A 22,552-nucleotide genomic window follows, 5' to 3' on the forward strand; every position below is an offset into this window, starting at 1 on the left:
CGGCGGGCGGCCCCACCCGATGTCGAAGGCCCGGGGCGAGGACGGGTGGTGGACGGATGGGGGGCGGATGGTTGACTCGGAGGTGCCCGCCACGCATCCGGCGACCGGCCGGGTCATCCGGACCGGTCGCCGTCCCCGGGACGGGTCGCGCGCTCCAGCGCCAGCAGGGCGGAGTAGTAGCCGCGGCCCGTCGCGTGATCCATGCCCACCTCGCACATGCGGTTCGCCGACAGATGAGCGTCGAAGGCGCGGGAGGCCACGAACGCCGCCTCCTTCCGGGTGGCCGACTCGGTGAGTTCCTTGTGGAGCATGCCGCGGTCGCCCGCGAAGGCGCAGCACCCCGCGTCGTCGGGCACCACCACGTCGTCGGCGCACGCCTCCGCCACCGCGCGCAGTTGTGCCTCGTCGCCCAAGTGGCGCATGGAGCAGGTCGGGTGGAGCACCGCGGAGCCGAGGGTGCGGTGCACGGTGAGGTGGGGGAGGAGTTCTTCCGCGGCCCACACCAGCGAGTCGACGACCAGCAGTCCGGCGTGCAACTCCCGGTTGTCGGCGGTCAGATACGGTACGACCTCCCGCGCGATGCCGAGCGTGCAGGACGAGGCGTCCACGACGAGCGGCAGTCTGCCGCCGGCGGTCCAGCCCCAGGCGGCCTCGACGACGCGGTTGGCCATCACGGCGTTGCCCGCGTCGTACCCCTTGGAGTGCCAGATCGTCGCGCAGCACGTCCCCGGCACATCGTCCGGGATCCAGACCGGCTTTCCCGCGCGTGCGGAGACCGCGACGACGGCCCGCGCCAGGGGCATGTCCCCGGGGCTGGCGAAGATGCGGTTGACGCAGGCCGGGTAGTAGACGGCGACCGCCCCCACGCGCGCGGTGGCGGGCAGGGCGGAGGCGGTGGCTCCCGGCATGCCCGGCAGCCACTCGGGGACGAGATCGGGGCGTACGACCTTGCGTACCGCCCGCGTCACGGCATTCGCACGCCGGTTGCCGATCCGGTCCACGGCGGCGACGGCCAGCCGTGCGACGCCTTCGAGCGCGCGGAAGTGCCGCGCGGCCAGAGCGGCCGCCTTCTCCTCGCGGGGCGAGTGCCGGGCGTGCCGGAACTCCTTCATCAGGGCGCCCGTGTCGATACCGACCGGGCAGGCGAGTTTGCAGGTCGAGTCGCCCGCGCAGGTGTCCACGGCGTCGTATCCGTACGCTTCCAGGAGCCCGTCCTCGACCGGGGAGCCGCCGGGCTGGCGCATCATCTCGCGGCGCAGCACGATCCGTTGGCGCGGTGTGGTCGTCATGTCCTGGCTGGGGCAGGTCGGTTCGCAGAAACCGCACTCGATGCACGGGTCGGCGATCGCCTCGACGCGCGGGATCGTCTTCAGGCCCCGCACGTGCGCCCGCGGATCACGGTCGAGCACGACGCGCGGTGCGAGCACTCCGTCGGGATCGATCAGCCGTTTCGTGCGCCACATCAACTCCGTGGCCCTGGGCCCCCATTCGAGTTCCAGGAAGGGTGCGATGTTGCGTCCGGTGGCGTGCTCGGCCTTCAGCGAGCCGTCGAAGCGTTCGACGGTGAGCCGGCAGAATTCGTCCATGAAGGCGGCGTACCGCTCCACGTCGGCCGGCTTGGACGCGTCGAAGGCCAGCAGGAAGTGCAGATTGCCGTGTGCGGCGTGGCCCGCGACGGCGGCGTCGAAGCCGTGCCGTGTCTGGAGTTCCAGCAGCGCCTCGCAGGCCTCGGCGAGCCGCTCGGGCGGCACCGCGAAGTCCTCCGTGATCAGCGTCGTGCCGGACGGACGCGCACTGCCGACGGCTGTGACGAACGCCTTGCGGGCCTTCCAGTAGCCGGCGACGGTCCGCTGATCGCGGGTGAGGGAGTTCGTCACGGAGGGCACGGGCGACACCAGGGGGAGTCCCTCCAGCACCGCGCGGGCGCTCTCCTCGTACGCCTCCTGCGCGGCCTCGTCCGGAGCGCGGAACTCGACGAGCAGCGCGGTCGTCGGGCCGGGCAGCCCGGCCCAGTCCCCGGGCACGCCCTCGACGCTGACCGAGGCGCGCAGCGTGTTGCCGTCCATCAGTTCGACGGCCGAGGCGCCCGCGGCGGTGAACAGGGGTACGGCGGCGGCCGCGGCCGGCAGCGAGGCGAAGAAGAGCAGCGCGGCGGAGACCCGGCGGTCCAGCGGCAGGGTGTCGAAGACGACCTCCGAGATGAAACCGAAGGTGCCCTCCGAGCCGACCATCAGGCCGCGCAGGATCTCGACGGGTGTCGCACCGTCGAGGAAGGCGTCCAGGCGGTAGCCGTTGGTGTTCTTGATCGCGTACTTGGCGCGGATGCGGGCGACCAGCTCGGCGTCGGACTCGATCTCCGCCTTGAGTTCCATGAGCCCGGCGCACAGGGCCGGTTCGGCGTGCGCGAGCCGCTCGTCGGCGTCCGGTTCCGCCGTGTCCACGACCGTGCCGGTCGGCAGCACGAACGTGAGCGAGGCAAGGGTGACGTACGCGTTGCGGGTGATGCCCGCCGTCATGCCGGACGCGTTGTTCGCGACCACGCCGCCGACCGTGCAGGCGATCGCGCTGGCCGGATCGGGACCGAGGACGCGCCCGTGCCTGGAGAGTGCGGCGTTGGCGCGGGCGACGGTCGTGCCCGGAGCGATACGGACCCGAGCCCCGCCGTCGAGGACCTCGACCCCCGTCCAGTGCCGGCGTACGTCGACGAGGATGTCCTCGCCCTGCGCCTGGCCGTTGAGCGAGGTCCCGGCCGCGCGGAACACCACCTCGCGGCCCTTGCCGTGAGCGTACGAGAGCACGGCCGAGACGTCGTCGATGTCCTCGGGGACCACGACGACCCGGGGCACGAAGCGGTAGGGGCTGGCGTCGGAGGCGTACCGCACGAGGTCGGAGATCTTGGTCAGTACCTTCTCGGCGCCGAGCAGCGCGATCAGATCACCGCGCAGGGGCTCGGGAGTGCCCCCGGCCCGGTCCTCGGGGACCCGGTCGGCCGCCGGAGCCTCGGGGTGCGCGTCCGGGCGCAGCGCGTCGGGGTCGGGCTCCAGCAGAGGCATCGCGCACCACTCCTCACGGGCTCGCCGGGCAGCGCTGCCGGTCGGCTGCCCGCGGCGGGCGACCGAGTCGGCGGTCCGGCCGCTGGTCGGCCGCGGTGCGGTGAGCCGTGCTCAACCGGTCCGGCGGCGGTCTTCCGCCCCGGGCCGTTTCAGCAGCGGTGCTCCGCCATCGGCACGCCGTCCACCAAGGTGTCCAGCAGCCCGCCGAGCACCTCGCGCTGCTCGTCCGTCAATGGAGCCAGGATCTCCTCCGCGGCGCCGCGGCGCGCGGCGCGCAGTTCCCGCAGCGCCGTGCGCCCGTCGTCCGTGACCTCGATACGGATCACCCGCCGGTTGGTCGGATCGGGTACCCGGCGCACCTTGCCACTCGCCTCCAGGCCGTCGACCAGCGTGGTCACGGCGCGCGGCACCACTTCGAGGCGCTCCGCGAGATCGGCCATACGGGGCGGTGAGCTGTAGTGCGCGAGGGTGCGCAGCAGCCTTGACTGGGCGGGTGTGATGCCCAGCTCGCGCTGCTCCAGATGGCGCTTCTGGATGCGGTGCACGCGGCGCGTCAGGCGCAGCAACTGCTCGGCGAGCAGCCCGTCGGCATCGGGGGTGGTCATACGGGAACAATATCAGGATGCCGTTCATTGTGAGTATAGGTAACAATGAGCTAGGCTCCGGCAGTCGTCGGATCCTCACCGATGTCCCCGTCGTCCCGATTTCCCGGGCCGTCCCCTCTCCCTAGGAGTCCATTGCGTCCCGAACAGCCGACCTGGAGCCCGCCACCCGCCGACAAGGAACAGCCACGGCAGGTGCGCCGCATCCTGAGTCTCTTCCGGCCCTACCGCGGCCGCCTCGCGATCGTCGGCGTCCTGGTGGGAGCCGCGTCCCTCGTGGGCGTGGCCACGCCCTTCCTGCTCAAGGCGATCCTGGACACCGCGATCCCCGAAGGCCGTACGGGCCTGCTGACCCTGCTCGCGCTCGGCATGATCCTGAGCGCCGTGCTGAGCGGCGTCTTCGGCGTCCTGCAGACGCTGATCTCCACGACCGTCGGCCAGCGTGTGATGCACGATCTGCGCACGGCGGTCTACGGCCGCCTCCAGCGGATGTCGCTGGCCTTCTTCACCAGGACCCGCACGGGCGAGGTCCAGTCGCGCATCGCCAACGACATCGGCGGCATGCAGGCGACCGTCACCTCCACCGCCACCTCGCTGGTCTCCAACCTCACCAGCGTGGTCGCCACCATCGTCGCGATGGTGGCCCTGGACTGGCGCCTGACCGTGGTCTCCCTGCTCCTGCTGCCGGTGTTCGTGTGGATCAGCCGCCGCGTCGGCAATGAGCGCAGAAAGATCACCACCCAGCGCCAGAAGCAGATGGCGGCGATGGCCGCCACGGTCACCGAGTCGCTCTCCGTCAGCGGCATCCTGCTCGGCCGCACCATGGGCCGGGCCGACTCGCTCACCAGGTCCTTCGCGGAGGAGTCCGAGGGTCTCGTCGACCTCGAGGTGAGGTCGAACATGGCGGGGCGCTGGCGCATGTCCGTCATCGGCATCGTCATGGCCGCCATGCCCGCCGTCATCTACTGGACCGCGGGCATCGCCCTCCAGTTCGGCGGCCCCTCCATCTCGATCGGCACGCTCGTCGCCTTCGTCTCGCTCCAGCAGGGCCTGTTCCGGCCGACGGTCAGCCTGCTGTCCACCGGTGTGCAGATCCAGACCTCGCTCGCGCTCTTCCAGCGCATCTTCGAGTACCTCGACCTGCCCATCGACATCACTGAGCCCGAGAGCCCCGTCCACCTCGACCAGGTCAAGGGCGAGATCCGCTTCGAGGACATCGAGTTCCGCTACGACGACAAGGGCGCCCCGATCCTCGACGGCATCGACATCAGCGTCCCGGCCGGCGGCAGCCTCGCCGTCGTCGGACCGACCGGCTCCGGCAAGTCCACGCTGAGCTATCTGGTGCCGCGGCTGTACGACGTCACGCGCGGACGCGTGACCCTGGACGGGGTCGATGTCCGCGACCTCGACTTCGACACCCTCGCGCGCGCGGTCGGCGTCGTCTCCCAGGAGACGTACCTCTTCCACGCCTCGGTCGCCGAGAACCTCCGTTTCGCCAAGCCGGACGCCACCGACGAAGAGCTGCACGCGGCGGCGCGGGCGGCCCAGATCCACGATCACATCGCGTCGCTGCCCGACGGGTACGACACGGTCGTCGGCGAGCGCGGCCACCGGTTCTCCGGCGGCGAGAAGCAGCGCCTCGCCATCGCCCGTACGATCCTGCGCGACCCGCCCGTGCTCATCCTCGACGAGGCGACCAGCGCCCTGGACACCCGCACGGAGCACGCCGTCCAGCAGGCCATCGACGCCCTGTCGGCCAACCGCACCACGCTCACCATCGCGCACCGGCTGTCCACGGTCCGGGGCGCCGACCAGATCGTGGTCCTCGACTCGGGCCGCGCGGTCGAGCGCGGCACGCACGAGGAACTGCTGGCGCAGGAGGGGCGCTACGCCGCCCTCGTCCTCCGGGACGCTCAATTGGAGCCGACAAGATGACGATATGCCAGGTTTGTGGGCATTAGCGGGTTACCGTGCCCGTTATGCAGATGAACACTCCGCCACGGAGCACGATTCGACTGACGCGCCGGGGCCGGGTCGCCCTCATCGCGACCGGAGCCGTCGTGGCGGCCACCGCCGTGGCGGTGCCGCTGCTGAGCATGGGAAACGACGAGGACGCGCCCCCGACGACTCTCCTCATTCCGGAGGGCTGGCGCTCCGGCCAGGTCTACTCGGCCGTCGACAAGGCCCTGCGGGTGCCCGCGGGCACCACCAAGAAGTCCATCGTCAAGGCCAACCTCAAGCTCCCGAACGACGCGGACGGCAACCCCGAGGGCTACCTCTTCCCTGCGACGTATCCGCTCGGTGAGAAGACGACTCCCGAGTCACTGCTGACGTTCATGGTCGACACGGCGAACAAGAAGTTCAACGGGGCGCCGATCGCCGCGGGCGCGCAGCGCAACGCGATGAACGTCTATCAGGCGGTCACCATCGCGAGCATCGTGCAGGCGGAGGCGGCGACCAAGGCGGACATGGGCAAGGTGGCCCGGGTCGTCTTCAACCGCCTGGAGCGCGGTATGCCGTTGCAGATGGACTCCACCATCAACTACGCGCTGAACCGCTCCACCCTGAGCACCAGCCAGGCCGACACGAGGCTCAACAGCCCCTACAACTCGTACCAGCGCATGGGCCTGCCGCCCACGCCGATCGCCAACCCCGGCGAGGAGGCGATGCGGGTCGCGATCAACCCGCCCCCGGGCGACTGGCTGTACTTCGTCACGGTCAAGCCGGGCGACACGCGGTTCACGGCCAGCTACGAGGAGCACCAGCGCAACGTCGCCGAGTTCAACCGGAACCACCGGAGCACGTCCCCCACCGCAGCCGCTCCCACCGCAGCCCCTCCCACGGCGGCCGCTCCCACCGAAGTTGCTCCCACGGCGGCCGCTCCCACCGCAGCCGCTCCCACGAGCTGAGCGCCGTACGGGGCATCACACGGAGACCGGCGCGTCCGCCAGCAGTCGCCTGATGTCCCGTACGGCGGCACGTCCGGCCCGGCTGGCGCCGATGGTGCTCGCCGAGGGCCCGTAGCCGACCAGGTGGATCCGCGGATCGGCGACCGCGCGCGTCCCCTCGACACGGATGCCACCGCCCCGCTCGCGCAGCCGCAGCGGTGCCAGATGGTCGATGGCGGCCCGGAAACCGGTCGCCCACAGGATGACGTCGGCGTCCACGCGCCGCCCGTCCGCCCACTCCACACCGTCCGGGGTGATCCGGTCGAATATCGGCCGCCGGTCCAGGATGCCGTCGGCCAGCGCCTGCCGGATCGCGTCGTTCAGCGGCAGCCCGGTGACCGAGACGACACTGCGCGGCGGAAGTCCCTGCCGGACCCGCTCCTCGACGAGCGCGACGGCGGCCCGGCCGAACTCCTCGGTGAAGGGCCCCTCGCGGAAGACCGGGGGGCGCCGTGTGACCCAGGTGGTCTCGGCCGCGTGGGCGGCTATCTCCATCAGATGCTGGGTGCCGGAAGCGCCGCCGCCCACGACCACCACGCGCCGCCCGGCGAACTCCTCGGGGCCCGGATACTGTGCCGTGTGCAACTGCCGCCCACGGAAGGTCTCCTGGCCCGGATAGCGGGGCCAGAACGGGCGGTCCCAGGTGCCCGTCGCGTTGATCAGCGCCCGGGTCGACCACGTGCCGTCGTCGGTCTCCACGAGCAGTCGCGCACCGGGTCCTTCCCGGACCGCCCTGACATCGACCGGCCTCCGTACCCGCAGGTCGAAGGCGCGCTCATAGGCGTCGAAGTACTCCGAGACGACCTCGGAGGACGGGCGGGCCGGGTCGGCGTCCGTGAGCTCCATTCCGGGCAGGGCGTGCATCCCGTGCACCTTGCCGAACGTCAGTGACGGCCAGCGGAACTGCCAGGCGCCGCCGGGGCGCGGAGCGTGGTCGAGGACGACGAAGTCCCGCCCGGGCTCGAAACCGGTGCGTCGCAGGTGGTGGGCGGCGGCCAGACCGGCCTGGCCGGCGCCGATCACGACCACATCGACCTCACGCGCGTGTACCCCGGTGTTGTTCACGCTTCTACCAACCGGACCGGGTTCCGGGATCTTCCCGTCGGGCGCCTCACTGTGAGCCACCCGACGGCACCGCGTCAGCGGCGGACCGAGAGCGGCCGACCACGCCGACGACGTCGGTCAGGATTCCGCCCCGCATCGCCCGCGCCACCTGCGACGTACACGGGTGCCGCACCGACCGCACGGCTGCCGCCGTCGCTCTGGATCACGCGCGGAATCCGTCGTATGGGAGAGGATTGGGGCATGTCCGATGCCTTCACCACGCAGGTCCTGAACATTTCCTCCGGTTCGTCGGAGGCGGTCGTCGACCTCACCCGCGATTGCGAGGCCTTCCTCCGTGAGGTCGCGGCGGGCCGCGACGGTCTCCTGAACGTCTTCGTACCCCACGCCACCGCCGGAATCGCCATCATCGAAACCGGCGCGGGCAGCGACGACGACCTCCTCACCGCGCTGCACTCCCTGCTCCCCGCGGACGACCGCTGGCAGCACCGTCACGGCAGCCCCGGTCACGGCCGCGACCACGTCCTCCCCGCCATCGTCCCGCCGCACGCGACCCTGCCGGTGGTCGACGGGAGCCTGGAGCTGGGGACGTGGCAGTCGGTGTGCCTGGTGGACACGAACCGGGACAACCCCGACCGCGAGGTTCGCCTGTCGTTTCTCGGCTAGCGTGGCGCGGCCAGGATCGCGGGGCCGGGCCAGGGCCTCAGGTCGCCTTGCGCCACACGGAGATGTGCTTCGGCGAGTCCTGGGTGAAGGGCGCCCCGTCCCAGTCCGCGACGCGCCGTTCCAGTTCGAGTCCCGCGATCCGTGCCATCAGGTCGAGTTCCGCCGGCCACGCGTACCGGTGCCGGGAGGCGTCGCGGCGATAACGGCCGTCGTCGCCGTCGCGGGTGAGGTGGTGCGAGACGAGAATCTGCTCGACCAGATCGAAGGTGTCGAAGCCGAGGTGCCGTTCGGAGACGTCGAACGGCACCGCGACCTGCCCGGGCGGCAGGAACCGCAGCGGCGGAACGCCCAGCTCGACGACGAATCGCCCACCCGGCGTCAGATGGCGTGCGGCGTTGCGGAAGCACGCGACCTGCTCGTCCTGCGTGAGCAGGTTCGTGATCGTGTTGTAGACGAGATAGACCAGGGCGAACTCGCCCGGGACGACGGTCGTGGCCATGTCGCCGACGGCCACCGGGAGCGTGTCCTCGTCGAGCTTCTGCCTCAGGACCTCCGCCATGTGCTCGGACAGTTCGATGCCCACCACCGGCACACCGCGTTCCCGCAGCGGGACACCCACTCGCCCGGTCCCGATGGCGAACTCAAGTGCCCGTCCGTCTCCGGCGAGTTCGGTGAGGAAGGCGAGCGTCGGTCCGAGAACGGCGGCCGAGGACATCACGGTCTCCTCGGTGTCGTAGCGGTCGGCGGTCGCACGGGTCCACAGCTCGCTGCTCGTCATGAGAGGCCACTGTGGCGCGCGCGACGGGCGCTGTCGACGCATTTAGGTTGTGGCGTCATGGTGATCAGCGCGTCGACACTGCTGAAGAGAACGGCCCGCCGCCATGGGCCGGTCGTACCCCGAGCGGGAGGAGCCCCATGAAGGTGTTGGTGACCGGTGGGACGAGCGGGCTGGGACTGGCCATGGCCTCCGCCCTGGCCGAGGCCGGGGCGACGGTCGCGCTGACCGGGCGATCCGGTCGGCGGGCGAGCTCGGTCGCCGCCGGACTGCCGGGTGCGATCGGCATCGAGCTGGACGTGCGGGACGAGTCCTCGGTGGCCGGGGCGGTCGACCGGGCGGAGGCGCGGCTCGGCGGCATCGACATGCTGGTGAACAACGCCGGCATCGGCATGCGTACGGTCGACCCGCACTTCATGACACGCCCTCAGGGCTTCTGGGACGTGCCCGTCGACGCCTTCCGTGCCGTGATCGAGACCAACCTGACCGGCTACTTCCTGGTCGCGCGGGAGGTCGTGCCGCGCATGCTGGCCACCGCCGGTGGCGGTCGTGTCGTCAACATCGCGGTGAGCGAAACGACGATGCACCGGGCCGGGTTCGTCCCCTACGGGCCCTCGCGTGCCGGCAGCGAGTCCCTCTCCCGGATCATGGCCGCCGACCTGCGGGACCGGGGCGTCACGGTCAACCTCCTGCTTCCGGGAGGCCCGACCGTCACGGGGATGCTGCCGCCGGAGGCCGTTACAGAGGGCCGGGCGTTCCTGGAGCCCTCCGTGATGGGCCCGCCCATCGTCTGGCTGGCGTCCGACGACGCGGCCGGTGTGCACGACGAGCGGATCGTCGCCGTCGAGTTCGAGACCTGGCTGCGCGAGAGGAACGCCGGGCGATAGGGCGGACGCGGCACGGCCTCCCGCGCCGGGACGGTCCGCCCGGGTCGGGGAGGGCGCTTCCGAACAGACAGCGCCGCGCGCGCTGTTCGTGCGCCGGGTGTACGCGGCATGCCCCTGCCCGAGGCCTGGCGACCGCGATGACACAGTCTGGCGTACGGTCCGGGGCGGGACTCCTGGGTTCCGCCCCGGACCGGGAGCCGGGGGCTCAGGCTCCGTAGGCCACGAGCGCCATCATCCCGGCCTCGCTGTGGTAGGCGTTGTGGCAGTGCAGCATCCACTGGCCCGGGTTGTCGGCGTCGAAGTCGACGGACACCTTCGTCTTGGGCAGCACGATCGTGGTGTCCTTGCGCGGACCGGTGCTGCCGAGCTGGTACGTGTGGCCGTGCAGGTGCATCGGGTGCCACATGCCCGTGGTGTTGATGAAGTCGAGCCGGACACGCTGGCCCTCCTCGACGAGCAGCGGGTTCGCGGTCGGATGGGCCATGTCGAACGGCGTGCCATCGACGGCCCAGTCGTACCTGTCCATGCTGCCGGTCAGTCTGATGCGGTGAACCCGGTCGGGCTCCTTCGCGTCCAGTCGTACGTCGTCGCGAGCGCGCAGTTGCGCGGCGGTCACCATCAGACCGTCCAGTTCGCCCGGCCGTACGGTCGGATCCGGCGTGCTCCCCGATCCGGTGCGCATCAGAGCCAGGCCGGCGGCGTCCTTGCCCTCGGCGACCGCGACGAGCGGGAAGACGCCGTCGCCGAGGGTGACCAGGACGTCGTACCGCTCGCCCATGCCGATCAGCAGCGCGTCGACCTGCTGGTGCTCGACGGGGAAACCGTCGGTGTGGGTGATGGTCAGTCTGTGGCCGCCGAGGGCCACCCGGTAGGCGGTGTCGCTGCCCGCGTTGATGATCCGCAGGCGCACACGCCCGCCAGGCTTGCCGGTGTGGACGGCCGGGTCGGTCGGCACTCGCCCGTTGACCAGGTGGTACGGGTACTTCACGTCCCCGGCGTCGCCGCCGAGCAGCCGGCTGGTGGCGTCCGCGAGCCTGAACCTCGTCGCCATGGCGTGCCGGGAGGCGGCGGACGAGGACGGTGAGGCCGTCGTCGCCTCCGGGCCTGAGCCGCTCATGTCCATACCGCCCATGTCCGGCCTGAGCGCGGCGAAGGCTTTGTCGGGCGTGCCGGTGACGCCGTCGAGCCAGTCGTCGAGGACGACGACCCATTCGTCGTCGTACGACAGCGTCTCCTTGGGGTCCTCGACGATCAGCGGGGCGTACAGGCCGCGGTCGATCTGGACACCCACGTGCGGGTGGAAGTAGTAGGTGCCGGGTGTGTCGGTGATGAAGCGGTACGTGAAGTTGGATCCGGCCCGTACCGGGGTCTGCGTGACCGGCGGTACGCCGTCCATGTCGGCGCGCAGCGCGATGCCGTGCCAGTGGATGGACGTCGTGGTGCTGCCGGGCAGTTGGTTGGACAGCTCGGCGGCGAGCGTGTCGCCGGCGGCGACACGGATCTCCTTGCCGGGTGCCTGGCCGCTGAAGGCCCAGGACTTGGCCATGATTCCGCCGCCCAGGTCGAGCGTGGCGGGCGCGGCGGTCAGGTTGACCTGGTGAACCGTGCCCGTACCGCTCCGCTTCCTCTCCGCGCGGGCGACCTGGGAACCGGAAGGGCTGAGGAGGGAGGGGCTGGTGGAGGCGTCGTTGCTGCAGGCGGCGAGCAGGCCGGTGCCTGCCGCCGCTCCCAGTCCGGCGAGGACGGAGCGACGGTTGATGCTGTTCACGAAAAGTCCACTTCTCGATGCGCGACAGGCCTTTCGGGAGGGTCCGGACACGGCTTGCCGGCGTCGCTGGACACCGGAAGCCGTCGGACGCGGCCTATGTGCGCGGTGGAGAGAGGGGAGACAGGCCGGGTGGCGCACGCTTCACGGGGTGTGCGATGTCCACGCTCGCGAGCGTCCCGACCGGCGACGGGAACGACGGGGCTGCCGACTCGGGAGGGGCAGTGGGCCGTACGGCGCGGATGCCGGCGGGCGCGCAGAGTCGCATGGCCGCAGGAGGGGGACGCGGCCCTGCCGGGACAGTGCGCCGAAGTGCCGGTTGCCGGTGAGCCCGTGGGGGAGTGGGCGCCGGGAACGGAGAGAGATCCCGGCATTCCGTGCGGTGCGGCCAGCGAAACCATGGTGACGGTCGGCTCGGGGAGCTCGTGGTGGAGCAGCACGGTGACCAGGGAGCACAGCAGGACCAGCAGGCCGCGCACCCGGCGGGCGGCGCCGTCGAACTGGGCCCGGGGCAGCTCTCGTACCGTCATCACGGGCGTCCGCACTTCCTGCGAGCTGGAGACGCCCACTATACCCTGTATGGGTATATATGCCCTCGAAGGCGGCGGCGTCGCCGGGCGACCTCGATTTCCGCCCCGGGGAGCGGCTACCTCGCCGGGATCTTCTGCTCGAACCAGACGACCTTGCCGCTGCTCAGTCTCGTCGCGCCCCAGCGCAGGGCGAGTTGGTTGACCAGGAACAGGCCGCGGCCGCCCTCGTCCCCGGGGTCGGCCTGTCGCATCCTGGGCACCTGGGGCGAGTCGTCGGTCACCTCGCAGCGGAGCACATCGGTGCGCAGCAGCCGCAGCGAGAGGGGCCGCGAGGCGAAGCGCACGGCATTCGTCACGACCTCGCTGACCATGAGTTCGGTCGGGTCGATCAGGGACTCGAGACCCCAGCGGCGCAGGGCCCTGCGGGTCAGCCGGCGCGCCTGTCCCGCGGTCATCGGGTGCGGGGCCAGGTACCAGTAGCCGACGCTGTCCGGCGGGAAGCCCTCGAACCGGGCGGTGAGCAGGGCGATGTCGTCGTCCCGGGCGCCCGGGGTCAGGGTGCCCAGCACGTGATCGCAGAGCACCTCGAGAGAGGTGAGTCCCCGTGCGGTGCTCTGGAGCCGGACCCGCAGCGCCTCGACGCCGCTTCCGATGTCCGTGTCGCGGGACTCGACGAGTCCGTCGGTGTACAGCACCAGGGTCGCTCCCGTGGGCGCGGCCATCTCCACCGACTCGAAGACGACACCGCCGACGCCGATCGGGGCCCCCGGCGGGACCCCCAGGACCTCGGCGCGGCCGTCCTCGTGCAGCAGCACCGCGGGCGGGTGACCGGCGTTCGCCATCAGCAGGCGGTGCGATATCGGGTCGTAGATCGCGTAGAGGCAGGTCGCGATGTGGTCGCTGCCCAGCCGCTGGGCCTGCTCGTCGAGGTGGTGCAGGACCTCGTCGGGCGGCAGATCGAGACCGGCGAGGGTCTGCACGATGGTGCGCAGCTGGCCCATGATCGCGGCCGAGGTCATGGAATGGCCCATCACGTCGCCGACGATCAGCGCCACGCGGTTGCCCGGGAGCGGGATCGCGTCGTACCAGTCACCGCCGACCTGGGCGGTCTTCGAGGCGGGCAGGTAGCGGCTGGCCAGCCGGATGCCGGTGGGTTCGGGCAGCGACGACGGGAGCATGGTGTGCTGGAGCGTGTCCGCCACGGCGGCCTCGTGGCCGTACATCACCGCCTTCTGGACCCCGAGCGCGGTGTGCGTGGCGAGCTGCGAGGCGACGAGCAGGTCGTCGCTGGTGAAGACGGGGCGGTCCGTTCTCCGGAGCAGGACGACCGTGCCCATGACGTGATGGCTGCCGTGCAAGGGGGCGATGATCACTCGGTGGCCCGGCGGCAGCGTCCCCGGCGGGTCCGCCCCCGCTCCGAGGAGTTCGGCGACGGCGGGCGCGTTGCCCGGGGCGTCACCGAACGCGGGACGCCCGTCCCGCAGCAGCTCCGCGAGCCGCCCGCCGCCGGCCGGTTCCACCCGCTCGGCGACCTCGGGGAGCGCGGGCGGTGGCGGGGACCCGTTGGTGTGCGGCGTCCGCGGGGAAGCCCGGTCGACGCTGTGCAGTTGCAGGACGACGGGCGCGGCCGACTGTTCCGTGCCCACCGGCAGCGGATCGTCGAGGTGGATGAAGATCGCGTCCGCGAAGTCCGGCACGGCGGCCTGCCGCAGTTCCCGGAGCGTCTCGTCCAGGTCCATCCCGCGGGCGATCCGTCGGGTCGCCACGTCGAGATACCGAAGGCGGTCGGTCTGCGGCACGCCGCCGTCGGTCATCGCGGCAGGTGAGGCGAGTCCCTGCGGCGGTGCGGTGCCCTCGTGAGGGGTGTGGTGTTCGGTCACGCGTTCTGTCCCGTCCAGTGGGTGGCGCGGTCCGCGGCCAGGACCGGGCCTCCTCAGTCACACCGTCGGCAGCAGAGGAACACCTGTTCCTCGGGCGGGACGTCGGCAACCGCGGGGGCGTACGTGTACGAGGTCTCCTCGACGATCTCGAAGCCCGCCGCCTCGATGACCTTGTGCAGGTCCTCCCGCAGATAGCCGGAGACCCTGATCGTGTTCCCGAGGAACGGGATCGCGAAGTCGTCCACGTCGGCCTCGACCATCGACAGGACGAACAGGCCGCCGGGAACGAGGAGATGACGGACTGTCAGCAGGGCGAGAGGGATCTCCTCGCGCGGCAGCATGAGCAGGGAGAAGAAGGCGGCGACCGCGTCGAAGCGGCCGAGGTCGCTCGGGCCCCCCGGCCGCAGGTCGGCGAGGTCCAGCTGATGGAACGTCGCGTCGGGGACGTAGGCCCTCGCGAGCTCGACCATGCCGCCGGAAAGATCGACGCCCACGACCTCGAAGCCGGCGTCCGTCATCTGGCGCGAGGTCGGCACCCCCGTGCCACAGCCGAGATCCAGGACGCGCGATCCCTCGGGCAGGGATGCGATCAGCCACGCGCCCGCGGCGACCTGGCCCTCCTTGTGCGGAAAGGCCTCGTCGTAGCGGTCGCCGATGGCGTCGAACGCCTCGGCCTGACCGCGCCGGTCGAGCAGGATGCTCTCGTAATCAGTCTTGTGATTGCTGTTGATCACGAAAGAAACCTTTCATGGGGCCCATCGGATTATTTCACAATTCGGACGAAAGTGGCCGTGAAGGGACCTCTGAGCCTTATCGGTCGCTCAGGAGACGTCAATTCGAGACGATAGTCGTTCAGCGTTCGTCGAGATGCCCGAGTGTCCGAAATTGCTCGGCCGGCGGGACGGCCCCCACTCCGGCGTCCGGCCGTCCCTGGCGCCCGAACTCGCCTTCTGGGCAAGGGTGTTGCTCGGACCCGGGCGGCGACGACACGACCGGAATCCGTCCGGCCGCAGGGTGGCCGGAGCGGGCCGTGACGACAATGCGCCCCCGTGATCGAGTACATGGCGAAGTCGGCGTTCGCCTGGCGGAGTTGGCGTCCGGACGGTGACGTGCCCCCGTTCTCGATCCCGGGTCGCGGCCCGCCTCACCCGTACCGGAATGTCGTATTCGTGGAAGGATCGTGTTCAGCCCCGGGCCCGAGTTCGGAGGGACCCCACGGTCCGCCCGCCGCAGGCCCGGGCCTGCGGTACGTCCTCATGTGGACCCGGAGGTTGCTGTGCCCGTACACCGCGTCGGACTGGTGATCCACCAGGGGCGGACGGCGGCCCGCGACGTCGCCCGCGCCGTGCACGCCTGGTGCGACGCGCGAGGCATCCGGTGCACCGAGATCGATGTCTGGGCCAAGGACCAGCAGCGCCGCGGCGGGCGGGCTGAAGCGGAGGCGGCCGGGAACCCGGACCTCGTCGTGACCCTCGGCGGCGACGGCACCTTCCTGCGCGGTGCCCGGATCGCCGTCAAGAGCGACGCGACCGTGCTGGGCGTCGACCTCGGGAAGGTCGGGTTCCTCACCGAGGTTCCGGCGGCCGACGTCACGCGGGCGTTGCAGGCGGTCCACGACGGCCATGCCGCCGTCGAGGAACGCATGACGCTGACCATGCGCGCCTCCCGGGCTCTGGAGATCCCGGAGGGCATGGAGGCACTCCTCCGCTACGGACGGGGTCCCGCGCTGCCGCCCCCGCAGGTGAGGTCCGCGACGACGGAGGGTGACGGCTGGGGAGTGGCCCTGGATGTCACGGCCCTGAACGACGTCGTCCTGGAGAAACTGGCCCGGGACCGCCAGGTCAGCGTGGGCGTCTACATCGCCGGACGGCGGCTGGCCTCCTACGCGGCGGACGCGTTCGCCGTCGCCACCCCCACCGGATCGACCGCCTACAGCTTCGCCGCCGGCGGTCCCGTGCTCTCCCCGCACATGGACGCGGTCGTCTTCACGCCGATCGCGCCGCACATGACCTTCAACCGCAGCGTGGTCGCCGCGCCGGACGAACCCGTCGCCCTGCGGGTGCTGCCCCATTCGGGCCAGGCCGCCGTCAGCATCGACGGCCAGCTGCGCGGTGTACTCGACCCCGGCGACTGGATCGGTGTCTTCCGGGCTCCGCAACGGGTGCGCCTGATCCGTCTGCACCCCACCGACTTCTACGGCCGGCTGCGCGACCGCTTCCGCCTCACCGACGCACCGGCCACGGCGGCCGACGGGGAGGCCGCCCCGTTCTTCCGCCCCGACACCCCCATCCCGCCGGACCTCGCCGAACTCCGCCTGCCGCCCCCTTCGGCGGCTCGCTGACGACGGGGCCGCCGACGGCGCGGGCCGCGCGGGATTTCGGGATGCCCGGGAGAAGCTGTCGAGCTGTCGATCCGGGTGGGTCCCGTTCGACGCACGGGTGAGAGCGGGAAACCACGTATCCGAGGAGCACGGTCATGCCCAAGCTGCGCGTACACAACATCACGGTCTCGGTGGACGGCGCCGCCGGGCCCCGTCAGCGTCTGGAACACCCGCTCGGCGAGGGCTTCGAGGGGATGCACGAATGGATGTTCGCCGCGATGCGCGACCTGGCCGACGGGAAGGGGGGAATCGACGTCGACCACGTGGCGCGCGGCGAGGAGAACATCGGCGCCACCATCATGGGCCGCAATATGTTCGGGCCCCAGCGCGGACCGTGGGAGGACGAGTCGTGGACGGGCTGGTGGGGCCCCAACCCTCCGTACCACAACGACGTGTTCGTGCACACGCACCACCTGCGGCCCTCGGTGGTCATGGAGGGCGGGACGGCCTTCCATTTCACCGACGAGCCCATCGAGACGGTCCGAGCCCGGGCCTTCGAGGCGGCGGCGGGAAAGGACGTCCGGATCGGCGGCGGACCGGCCACCGTTCAGCAGTACCTGCGCGCCGGGCTGATCGACGAACTGCACCTGGCCATCGTCCCGCGACTGCTGGGCCGGGGTGAGCGTCTGTTCGACAACCTCGGGGACGGGATCGACGGCTACCGGGTCGCCGAGCTGGTCGGATCGCCGAGTGCCACGCACGCCCTGCTGGTCCGACGCTGACCGCACCACAAGGCCCGCCGCTCCGTCGCTGACCGCCCCGCAGGCCCGCCGCTCCGACGCCGACCGGCCCGCCGCTCCGTCGCCGACCGGCCCACAAGCCCCGCCGTTCCGTCGCCGACCGGCCGGGGGCGGGCCCGACCGGTGGTCCCGAGCTCGCCCCCCGAGCGAGGGCTCAGCCCTTCCGCGTGGGCGAGCCCGGTCCGGGCGCGCCCACGCGCAGGCCGTCCATCACCAGGTCCAGCAGACGCCGGGCGCGCGACCTCCAGTCCCCGTGCGGGTCGAGCCCCCAGAGCCCGGCGACGGCGAGCATGAAGTCGTCGGGGGTCACCCCCGGCCGTATGGTGCCCGCCTCCTCGTTGGACTTCAGCAGGAGCGCGACGGCCGAACCGATGGGCCCGCGGCCCAGCTTCGTGAGCGTCCCCCGCGCGGTCGTGGTGGCCGTCCGCAGCGCTTCCGCCAGGCCCGCCTTGGCCATGGCGTACTGCGCGAGACGGTCCATCCACTCCCGCAGCGCCTGATCCGGTGCCCGGGCGGCGAGCAGGCGCGGCGCCGCGTCGGCGACCTGCCGCACCTCGTAGCGGTAGACCTCCAGAACGAGGGCCTCGCGATGGGGGAAGTTGCGGTAGAAGGTCCCCTGCCCGACCCCCGCCTTCTTCGCGATCGCGCTCACCGGGGTGTCCGCCGAGCGGGTCAGCTCCGCCAGGGCCACCGCCAGGATGCGCTCGCGATTGCGCTGCGCGTCCGCGCGCAGAGGTCCGTCCTGACCCGCGGGCGCGCCCGAGCCCGCAGGTGCCTCCTTGTCGGGATGCACGCGATCTCCTTCCGGAACGACGGCCGGACTGCTCCCGGGCCACGGCCGGACCGCCCTCGCCGACCGGACGACCGTCCGCCAGGTCCGCAGGTGGTTCACAGCTGTCCGCGCAGAGCCCGCTTCAGTGGCTGACCCGCTCCGCGCGCAGGGGCCGGAAGCTGTCGCCGAGGCATTCTCGCGCACCCGGCGGATTTCCGGCCGTGGACTTCCGGATTCCCCGTAGGTCGCGTACGGGACGGCGATGCGGCGCATGGTCGCGGTCGCGCGGTCAGTTCCGCGCGGCCCGCCCGATCGACTCCACCAGCGGCAGCAACCGGTGCGGGACGCGCTCGCGCAAGGTCACCTCGGTCCTGGTGCGGACCACGCCGGGCAGGCTGATCAGCGACTGGATCACATCCTCCAGGTGGGCGTTGTCACGCGCCGCGACCCGGGTGATCAGATCGCCGCCGCCGGTGATCGAGAACGCCTCGATGATCTCCGGTACGGCGGCGAGCGCGTCGCCGACGTCGTCGAGATGGCCCTGGGTGACCTCGATGTGCACGAACGCGAGCACGGGGTGGCCGAGGGCCGCGGGGGACAGCGAGGGGCCCGTCCCGGTGATCACTCCGTCCCGCTCCAGCCGGTCGAGGCGGGCCTGAAGCGTGCCGCGGGCGACACCGAGAATGCGGGCGTACTCGCGGACGCTGGTGCGCGGCTGCTCCAGAAGCAGCCGCAGGATGCGGGTGTCGAGCTCGTCGACGGCCATGGTCCGTTGGCCTCCCTGTGGCCGAAAATGCTCTTCTCTAACTGTACCAATGGCCCTGCCGAAATCGCGCCGGTTGAGCCAGTTCCAGGCTGCCGCTTACCTTGTGCGTATCGATGGCGCTGCGCAGCGCCGGACGGCAAGGACGCCGTACCGGACCCGCGGCGCCTTTCGCATGTGCGCTGCACATGCCGAATCTGTGCAGAAGCGCGAAGTAGGGGCGGGCCGCCGACGGTGAAGAAGATGTTCATGGCTCCGGATCCGGGACTGTTCCGGTTGCGGGTCTCGCTGCGGGCGGTCCTCGGGATCGGCCTCGCGGTCACCCTGTGCGAACTGGTCGGGCTCTCGCTGCAGGCGTCGATCACCGGCGGTCTGGCGGCGCTCCTCGCGCTGTTCACGGTCGGCGACCCGACCGTTCGCGGTCAGGCGGGCACCACCGCCCTGCTGCCGGTCGTAGGTCTTCCGGTCCTCGCGGTCGCGACCGCCCTGCACGGGGTGCCGACGCTGCGGGACGCGACCTGGCTCGCCGTGGTCTTCTGCGGGGTCTACGCCCGCCGCTTCGGCCCGCGCGGAAACGCGCTCGGCATCTTCGCGTTCATGATGTTCTTCACCACCCAGTTCCTGCACGCCGTGCCCGGCCAGCTCCCGCAGCTGTACGCCGCCGTCGCGCTGTCGCTGGCGGCCTCCTCGGCCGTGCGATTCGGTGCCTGGTGCATCGAGCGGCGTACGCCCCTGCCCGCGGCGCCGCTGCCGCTGGACGGACGCGGCCTGGCGCGCCCCGCCACCCGCCAGGCCTTCCAGGCGACCGCGGCCTGCGCCTTCGCGCTCACGGCGGGCCAGCTGCTCTCGCACGACCGCTGGTACTGGGCCGTCGGCACCGCGTGGTGGATCTTCGTCAACACGGCCTCGCGAGGCGAGACGCTCGTCCGCGGATTCCGGCGCGTGCTCGGCACGGTCACCGGCATCGTGGCCGGGCTCGTGATCGCCGTACCGCTGCACGGCGCACCCGCGCCCACCGCGGCCCTCGTCGCGGTGTGCGTCTTCGGGATCTTCTACACGGCCGCGCCCTCGTACAGCTGGATGATGTTCTTCGTCACCGTCATGGCGGGCCTGCTCTACGGGCTCCTCGGCGTGCTGCACCCGGGACTGCTGGCTCTCCGGTTCGCCGAGACCGGGGTCGGCGCGCTCGGCGCCGTGCTCGCGGTCGCGCTCGTCCTGCCCATCACCACGCACACGGTCACCGACCGGTGGATCGAACGCGCCCTGCACGCCGTGCACGGCTGTACCGCGGCGGCGGCCCGGCGGCTCGCGGGCGACGCCCAGGCGGACCCCGCGCCGCGCGCGGGGGAGCTCGAAGCACTCCTGGGGCGCGTGCGGATGGCTCTCGCGCCCCTGGTGCATCCGCTCAACCCGATGCGGGAGCGCAAGGAGCGGGCCCGCGCGATCCTCGTCCTGCTCGACGACTGCGCGCGCGAGGTACGGGGTCTCGCCGCCGTCGCAGCCGACCCGGACGCCTCGCACGACGCCCGCCTCACAGCGGCCTGCCGACGCGTCGAGACGGCGATGGAATCCCTGGTCGGCGCCGTACCGGGCGGTGCCGTGACGGCCCACCACGGCGCCCCGGGGCACCACCCCGGTGCCGAGCAGGCGCTCGTCCACCTGCACGGCCTGGAACGGGCGCTCGTCGAACTGGCGACCCCGCTGCGCGGCGCGCGGCTCGTCGGCGCCTGACGTCTCCCGGGCCGCTTCCCCCGGCGTCGGGCCTCCGTCCGCCTGCCCCGGCGTCCCGCCTCGGTCTGTGGACACGGGCGCCCGGAATGAGGCAGATTTACCGGCCATCTACAGGGTGGATCACCGCACCCGCCGGGTAACTCCGCGGCTATCGGACGCACGGACGCCGCGGACCGTGCGGGAGCGGCCCGCGGGCGGAACTCTTGGGGGCGGCACCATGCGCGACTTCCCGCGCAGAACCACAGACGAAGAGCGCACCACCGACCCCGCGGGCGTGGTGCGCCCGGGCCCCGAGGGCGAGGGACCCGGCGGCTGGCTGGACCGGATCCGGCAGGGCGACGAACCCGACGGCGACCATCCGGAACGGGGGCGCGGACGCCCGCTGGACGGCCTCGGGACGAACCCCGCCGCCATCGGCCCGACGCACGCCCACGAAACTCGTGGCGGCCGCCGCGGGGACGCCGCGGAGCCTCGCGAGCCGTACCCTCCCGGCGCCCCCGCCGACCGCCACGAGAACCCCGCGCCGTCGCGTGGACCGCACGCGCACCGGCCCCGGGACGGCCGCCGTACGGACGACGTGTCCTCGTCCGCCGTTCCGGCCGACGCCTACCGCGTGGAACTCGCCGCGGAGCTCCGCACCCTCTCCGCGCGGGTCGACGCCATGGCACGGCTCCGCACCGAACGCGGCGCCACCCCGGTACCGGGGCCGCGGGGGCGGCTGATCGCCGGGGGAGCCGCGGCCGAGGCCCTGGCCCGTCCCGCCCTGGACCCCGGCCGGACCGCGCCGGACGCGCGGACCGTCACGCGGCGGATCGATCCTGCCCGGAAGGAATCGGGCTCGACCCCGCACCGGCGCACCCCGGAACCTAGCCCCCGCGACCTTCTCCGGGCAGCGGCCGAGTTCCTCACGCTCCACCACACCGAGGAGCGCCTGGGGGATCCGGCCCGGCGGATCGCCGCCGCCCGTGCGGAGATCGCGGACACCGGCACGTACCGGCACACCACCAGGGAACTCGTCTTCGGCGCGCGGGTCGCCTGGCGCAACGCCAACCGCTGCATCGGCCGGCTGTACTGGCACTCGCTCAGCGTGCGCGACCGCCGGGACGTGCGGGACGCGGGGGAGGTCGCCGAGGCGTCGGCGGACCACCTGCGGGAGGCCACCCGCGACGGCCGCATCCGGGCGCTCATCACGGTCTTCGCCCCGGACACTCCGGAGCGCCCCGGCCCCAGGATCTGGAACGAACAGCTCATCCGGTACGCGGGCTACACACGCCCCGACGGCGGGGTGACCGGCGACCCGCGCAACGCCGGCCTCACCGCGGCCGCCCGCCGGCTCGGCTGGCCCGGCGGCCCCGGCACACCCTTCGACGTCCTGCCGCTGGTGATCGAGGACGCGGGCGCCGCGCCGCTCTGGTTCACCCTGCCCGAGGACGCGGTCCTCGAAGTGGAGCTCACCCACCCGGAGTACCCCTGGTGGCACGCGCTCGGGCTGCGCTGGCACGCGGTGCCCGCGATCGCCAACATGTGCCTGGAGATCGGCGGCGTCTGCTACCCGGCCGCACCTTTCAACGGCTGGTACATGGGCACGGAGATCGGCGCCCGCAACCTCGCCGACACCGACCGCTACGACCTCCTGCCGTTCATCGCCGACCGCCTCGGCCTCGACACCCGCACCGACCGGTCCCTCTGGAAGGACCGCGCCCTCGTCGAACTCAACCGCTCCGTCCTGCACTCCTTCGACCAAGCGGGCGTCACCGTCACCGACCATCACACGGAGTCCCGGCGCTTCCTCACCCATCTGGGGCGCGAGGAGCGCAAGGGCCGCCCGGTGGGCGCCGACTGGTCGTGGATCGTGCCCCCGATCTCCGGCAGCGCGACGCCGGTCTTCCACCGCACGTTCGAGGCCGTCGAGCTGACTCCGGCCTACGTCCACCACCCGGAGGCCCTCGAACGGGCGCGGGGCGCGGTCCTGTCCTAGCCCCGGTGTTCCGGTTCCAG

At 72.0% G+C, this 22,552-nt stretch carries 17 protein-coding genes; 8 read left to right on the forward strand and 9 right to left on the reverse strand.

The window, feature by feature from the left end:
- Positions 1-113: 113 nt before the first annotated feature.
- Together ABZX90_RS20110 and ABZX90_RS20115 are read right to left on the reverse strand one after the other, a co-directional pair.
- On the reverse strand, positions 114-3,053 hold the full coding sequence (locus ABZX90_RS20110; protein ID WP_355206558.1) for an FAD-binding and (Fe-S)-binding domain-containing protein: 2,940 nt from the start codon (positions 3,051-3,053) through the stop codon (positions 114-116).
- A gap of 149 nt (positions 3,054-3,202) precedes the next feature.
- On the reverse strand, positions 3,203-3,658 hold the full coding sequence (locus tag ABZX90_RS20115; RefSeq protein ID WP_351127451.1) for a MarR family transcriptional regulator: 456 nt from the start codon (positions 3,656-3,658) through the stop codon (positions 3,203-3,205).
- A 132-nt stretch (positions 3,659-3,790) separates the two neighbouring features.
- Here ABZX90_RS20115 and ABZX90_RS20120 point away from each other — a divergent pair, with 132 nt between their 5' ends.
- Entirely contained in the window at positions 3,791-5,590 is a 1,800-nt protein-coding gene (locus tag ABZX90_RS20120; protein WP_355206561.1) for an ABC transporter ATP-binding protein, read from the forward strand.
- A 44-nt stretch (positions 5,591-5,634) separates the two neighbouring features.
- The gene (gene mltG / locus ABZX90_RS20125) at positions 5,635-6,564 is read left to right on the forward strand and encodes an endolytic transglycosylase MltG (RefSeq protein ID WP_355206564.1); all 930 of its coding nucleotides are present in this window, start codon (positions 5,635-5,637) and stop codon (positions 6,562-6,564) included.
- Between the two features lie 15 nt (positions 6,565-6,579).
- On the opposite strand, the gene ABZX90_RS20130 is transcribed toward mltG, so the two are convergent.
- Positions 6,580-7,668 (reverse strand): NAD(P)-binding domain-containing protein, encoded by a 1,089-nt coding sequence (locus ABZX90_RS20130; RefSeq protein WP_355206567.1) that lies wholly within the window; start codon positions 7,666-7,668, stop codon positions 6,580-6,582.
- Positions 7,669-7,908: 240 nt separating this feature from the next.
- On the opposite strand from ABZX90_RS20130, the gene ABZX90_RS20135 reads away from it, so the two are divergent.
- Complete coding sequence (locus ABZX90_RS20135) at positions 7,909-8,331, forward strand: secondary thiamine-phosphate synthase enzyme YjbQ (protein ID WP_351127444.1); 423 nt, start codon at positions 7,909-7,911, stop codon at positions 8,329-8,331.
- A 37-nt stretch (positions 8,332-8,368) separates the two neighbouring features.
- On the opposite strand, the gene ABZX90_RS20140 is transcribed toward ABZX90_RS20135, so the two are convergent.
- Positions 8,369-9,109 carry a class I SAM-dependent methyltransferase gene (locus ABZX90_RS20140; RefSeq protein ID WP_351127442.1) on the reverse strand — a complete coding sequence of 247 codons (741 nt, stop codon included), beginning with the start codon at positions 9,107-9,109 and terminating at the stop codon, positions 8,369-8,371.
- Positions 9,110-9,246: 137 nt separating this feature from the next.
- On the opposite strand from ABZX90_RS20140, the gene ABZX90_RS20145 reads away from it, so the two are divergent.
- A complete protein-coding gene (locus ABZX90_RS20145) occupies positions 9,247-9,993 on the forward strand; it encodes an SDR family oxidoreductase (protein ID WP_355206572.1) in 747 nt (248 codons plus the stop codon).
- Positions 9,994-10,198: 205 nt separating this feature from the next.
- Here the strand turns inward: ABZX90_RS20145 and ABZX90_RS20150 are convergent, their stop codons facing one another.
- The 3 genes from ABZX90_RS20150 to ABZX90_RS20160 form a co-directional block, all read right to left on the reverse strand.
- Positions 10,199-11,761, reverse strand: a complete 1,563-nt coding sequence (locus ABZX90_RS20150) for a multicopper oxidase family protein (protein ID WP_351127438.1) — start codon at positions 11,759-11,761, stop codon at positions 10,199-10,201.
- 643 nt (positions 11,762-12,404) lie between these two features.
- Positions 12,405-14,102 carry a SpoIIE family protein phosphatase gene (locus tag ABZX90_RS20155; protein ID WP_351127552.1) on the reverse strand — a complete coding sequence of 566 codons (1,698 nt, stop codon included), beginning with the start codon at positions 14,100-14,102 and terminating at the stop codon, positions 12,405-12,407.
- Positions 14,103-14,221: 119 nt separating this feature from the next.
- On the reverse strand, positions 14,222-14,902 hold the full coding sequence (locus ABZX90_RS20160) for a class I SAM-dependent methyltransferase (protein WP_355206575.1): 681 nt from the start codon (positions 14,900-14,902) through the stop codon (positions 14,222-14,224).
- Positions 14,903-15,444: 542 nt separating this feature from the next.
- Between ABZX90_RS20160 and ABZX90_RS20165 the strand changes: the two genes are divergently transcribed.
- Together ABZX90_RS20165 and ABZX90_RS20170 are read left to right on the forward strand one after the other, a co-directional pair.
- Positions 15,445-16,509, forward strand: a complete 1,065-nt coding sequence (locus tag ABZX90_RS20165) for an NAD(+)/NADH kinase (RefSeq protein WP_351127434.1) — start codon at positions 15,445-15,447, stop codon at positions 16,507-16,509.
- Positions 16,510-16,643: 134 nt separating this feature from the next.
- Positions 16,644-17,270: a dihydrofolate reductase family protein gene (locus tag ABZX90_RS20170; RefSeq protein WP_355206578.1), complete on the forward strand. Its 627-nt coding sequence runs from the start codon at positions 16,644-16,646 to the stop codon at positions 17,268-17,270.
- Positions 17,271-17,442: 172 nt separating this feature from the next.
- On the opposite strand, the gene ABZX90_RS20175 is transcribed toward ABZX90_RS20170, so the two are convergent.
- Entirely contained in the window at positions 17,443-18,021 is a 579-nt protein-coding gene (locus tag ABZX90_RS20175) for a TetR/AcrR family transcriptional regulator (protein WP_355206615.1), read from the reverse strand.
- A 328-nt stretch (positions 18,022-18,349) separates the two neighbouring features.
- Entirely contained in the window at positions 18,350-18,826 is a 477-nt protein-coding gene (locus ABZX90_RS20180) for an Lrp/AsnC family transcriptional regulator (protein ID WP_351127430.1), read from the reverse strand.
- A gap of 240 nt (positions 18,827-19,066) precedes the next feature.
- Here ABZX90_RS20180 and ABZX90_RS20185 point away from each other — a divergent pair, with 240 nt between their 5' ends.
- On the forward strand, positions 19,067-20,554 hold the full coding sequence (locus tag ABZX90_RS20185; protein ID WP_355206581.1) for an FUSC family protein: 1,488 nt from the start codon (positions 19,067-19,069) through the stop codon (positions 20,552-20,554).
- Positions 20,555-21,365: 811 nt separating this feature from the next.
- Positions 21,366-22,532, forward strand: coding sequence for a nitric oxide synthase oxygenase (locus ABZX90_RS20190; RefSeq protein ID WP_355206618.1), 1,167 nt, complete (start codon positions 21,366-21,368; stop codon positions 22,530-22,532).
- The last annotated feature ends 20 nt before the right edge of the window (positions 22,533-22,552 follow it).

Origin of the sequence: Streptomyces sp. NPDC002935 (assembly GCF_040611295.1) — a bacterium.
Taxonomy (GTDB): Bacteria; Actinomycetota; Actinomycetes; order Streptomycetales; family Streptomycetaceae; genus Streptomyces.

Excerpts from the sequence above, each read along its gene's own strand:
- ABZX90_RS20110 (WP_355206558.1), bottom strand. The coding sequence starts at position 3,053 with ATGCCTCTGCTGGAGCCCGACCCCGACGCGCTGCGCCCGGACGCGCAC.
- ABZX90_RS20115 (WP_351127451.1), bottom strand. The coding sequence starts at position 3,658 with ATGACCACCCCCGATGCCGACGGGCTGCTCGCCGAGCAGTTGCTGCGC.
- mltG (WP_355206564.1), top strand. The coding sequence starts at position 5,635 with ATGCAGATGAACACTCCGCCACGGAGCACGATTCGACTGACGCGCCGG.
- ABZX90_RS20135 (WP_351127444.1), top strand. The coding sequence starts at position 7,909 with ATGTCCGATGCCTTCACCACGCAGGTCCTGAACATTTCCTCCGGTTCG.
- ABZX90_RS20140 (WP_351127442.1), bottom strand. The coding sequence starts at position 9,109 with ATGACGAGCAGCGAGCTGTGGACCCGTGCGACCGCCGACCGCTACGAC.
- ABZX90_RS20145 (WP_355206572.1), top strand. The coding sequence starts at position 9,247 with ATGAAGGTGTTGGTGACCGGTGGGACGAGCGGGCTGGGACTGGCCATG.
- ABZX90_RS20155 (WP_351127552.1), bottom strand. The coding sequence starts at position 14,102 with ATGACCGACGGCGGCGTGCCGCAGACCGACCGCCTTCGGTATCTCGAC.
- ABZX90_RS20170 (WP_355206578.1), top strand. The coding sequence starts at position 16,644 with ATGCCCAAGCTGCGCGTACACAACATCACGGTCTCGGTGGACGGCGCC.
- ABZX90_RS20180 (WP_351127430.1), bottom strand. The coding sequence starts at position 18,826 with ATGGCCGTCGACGAGCTCGACACCCGCATCCTGCGGCTGCTTCTGGAG.
- ABZX90_RS20185 (WP_355206581.1), top strand. The coding sequence starts at position 19,067 with ATGTTCATGGCTCCGGATCCGGGACTGTTCCGGTTGCGGGTCTCGCTG.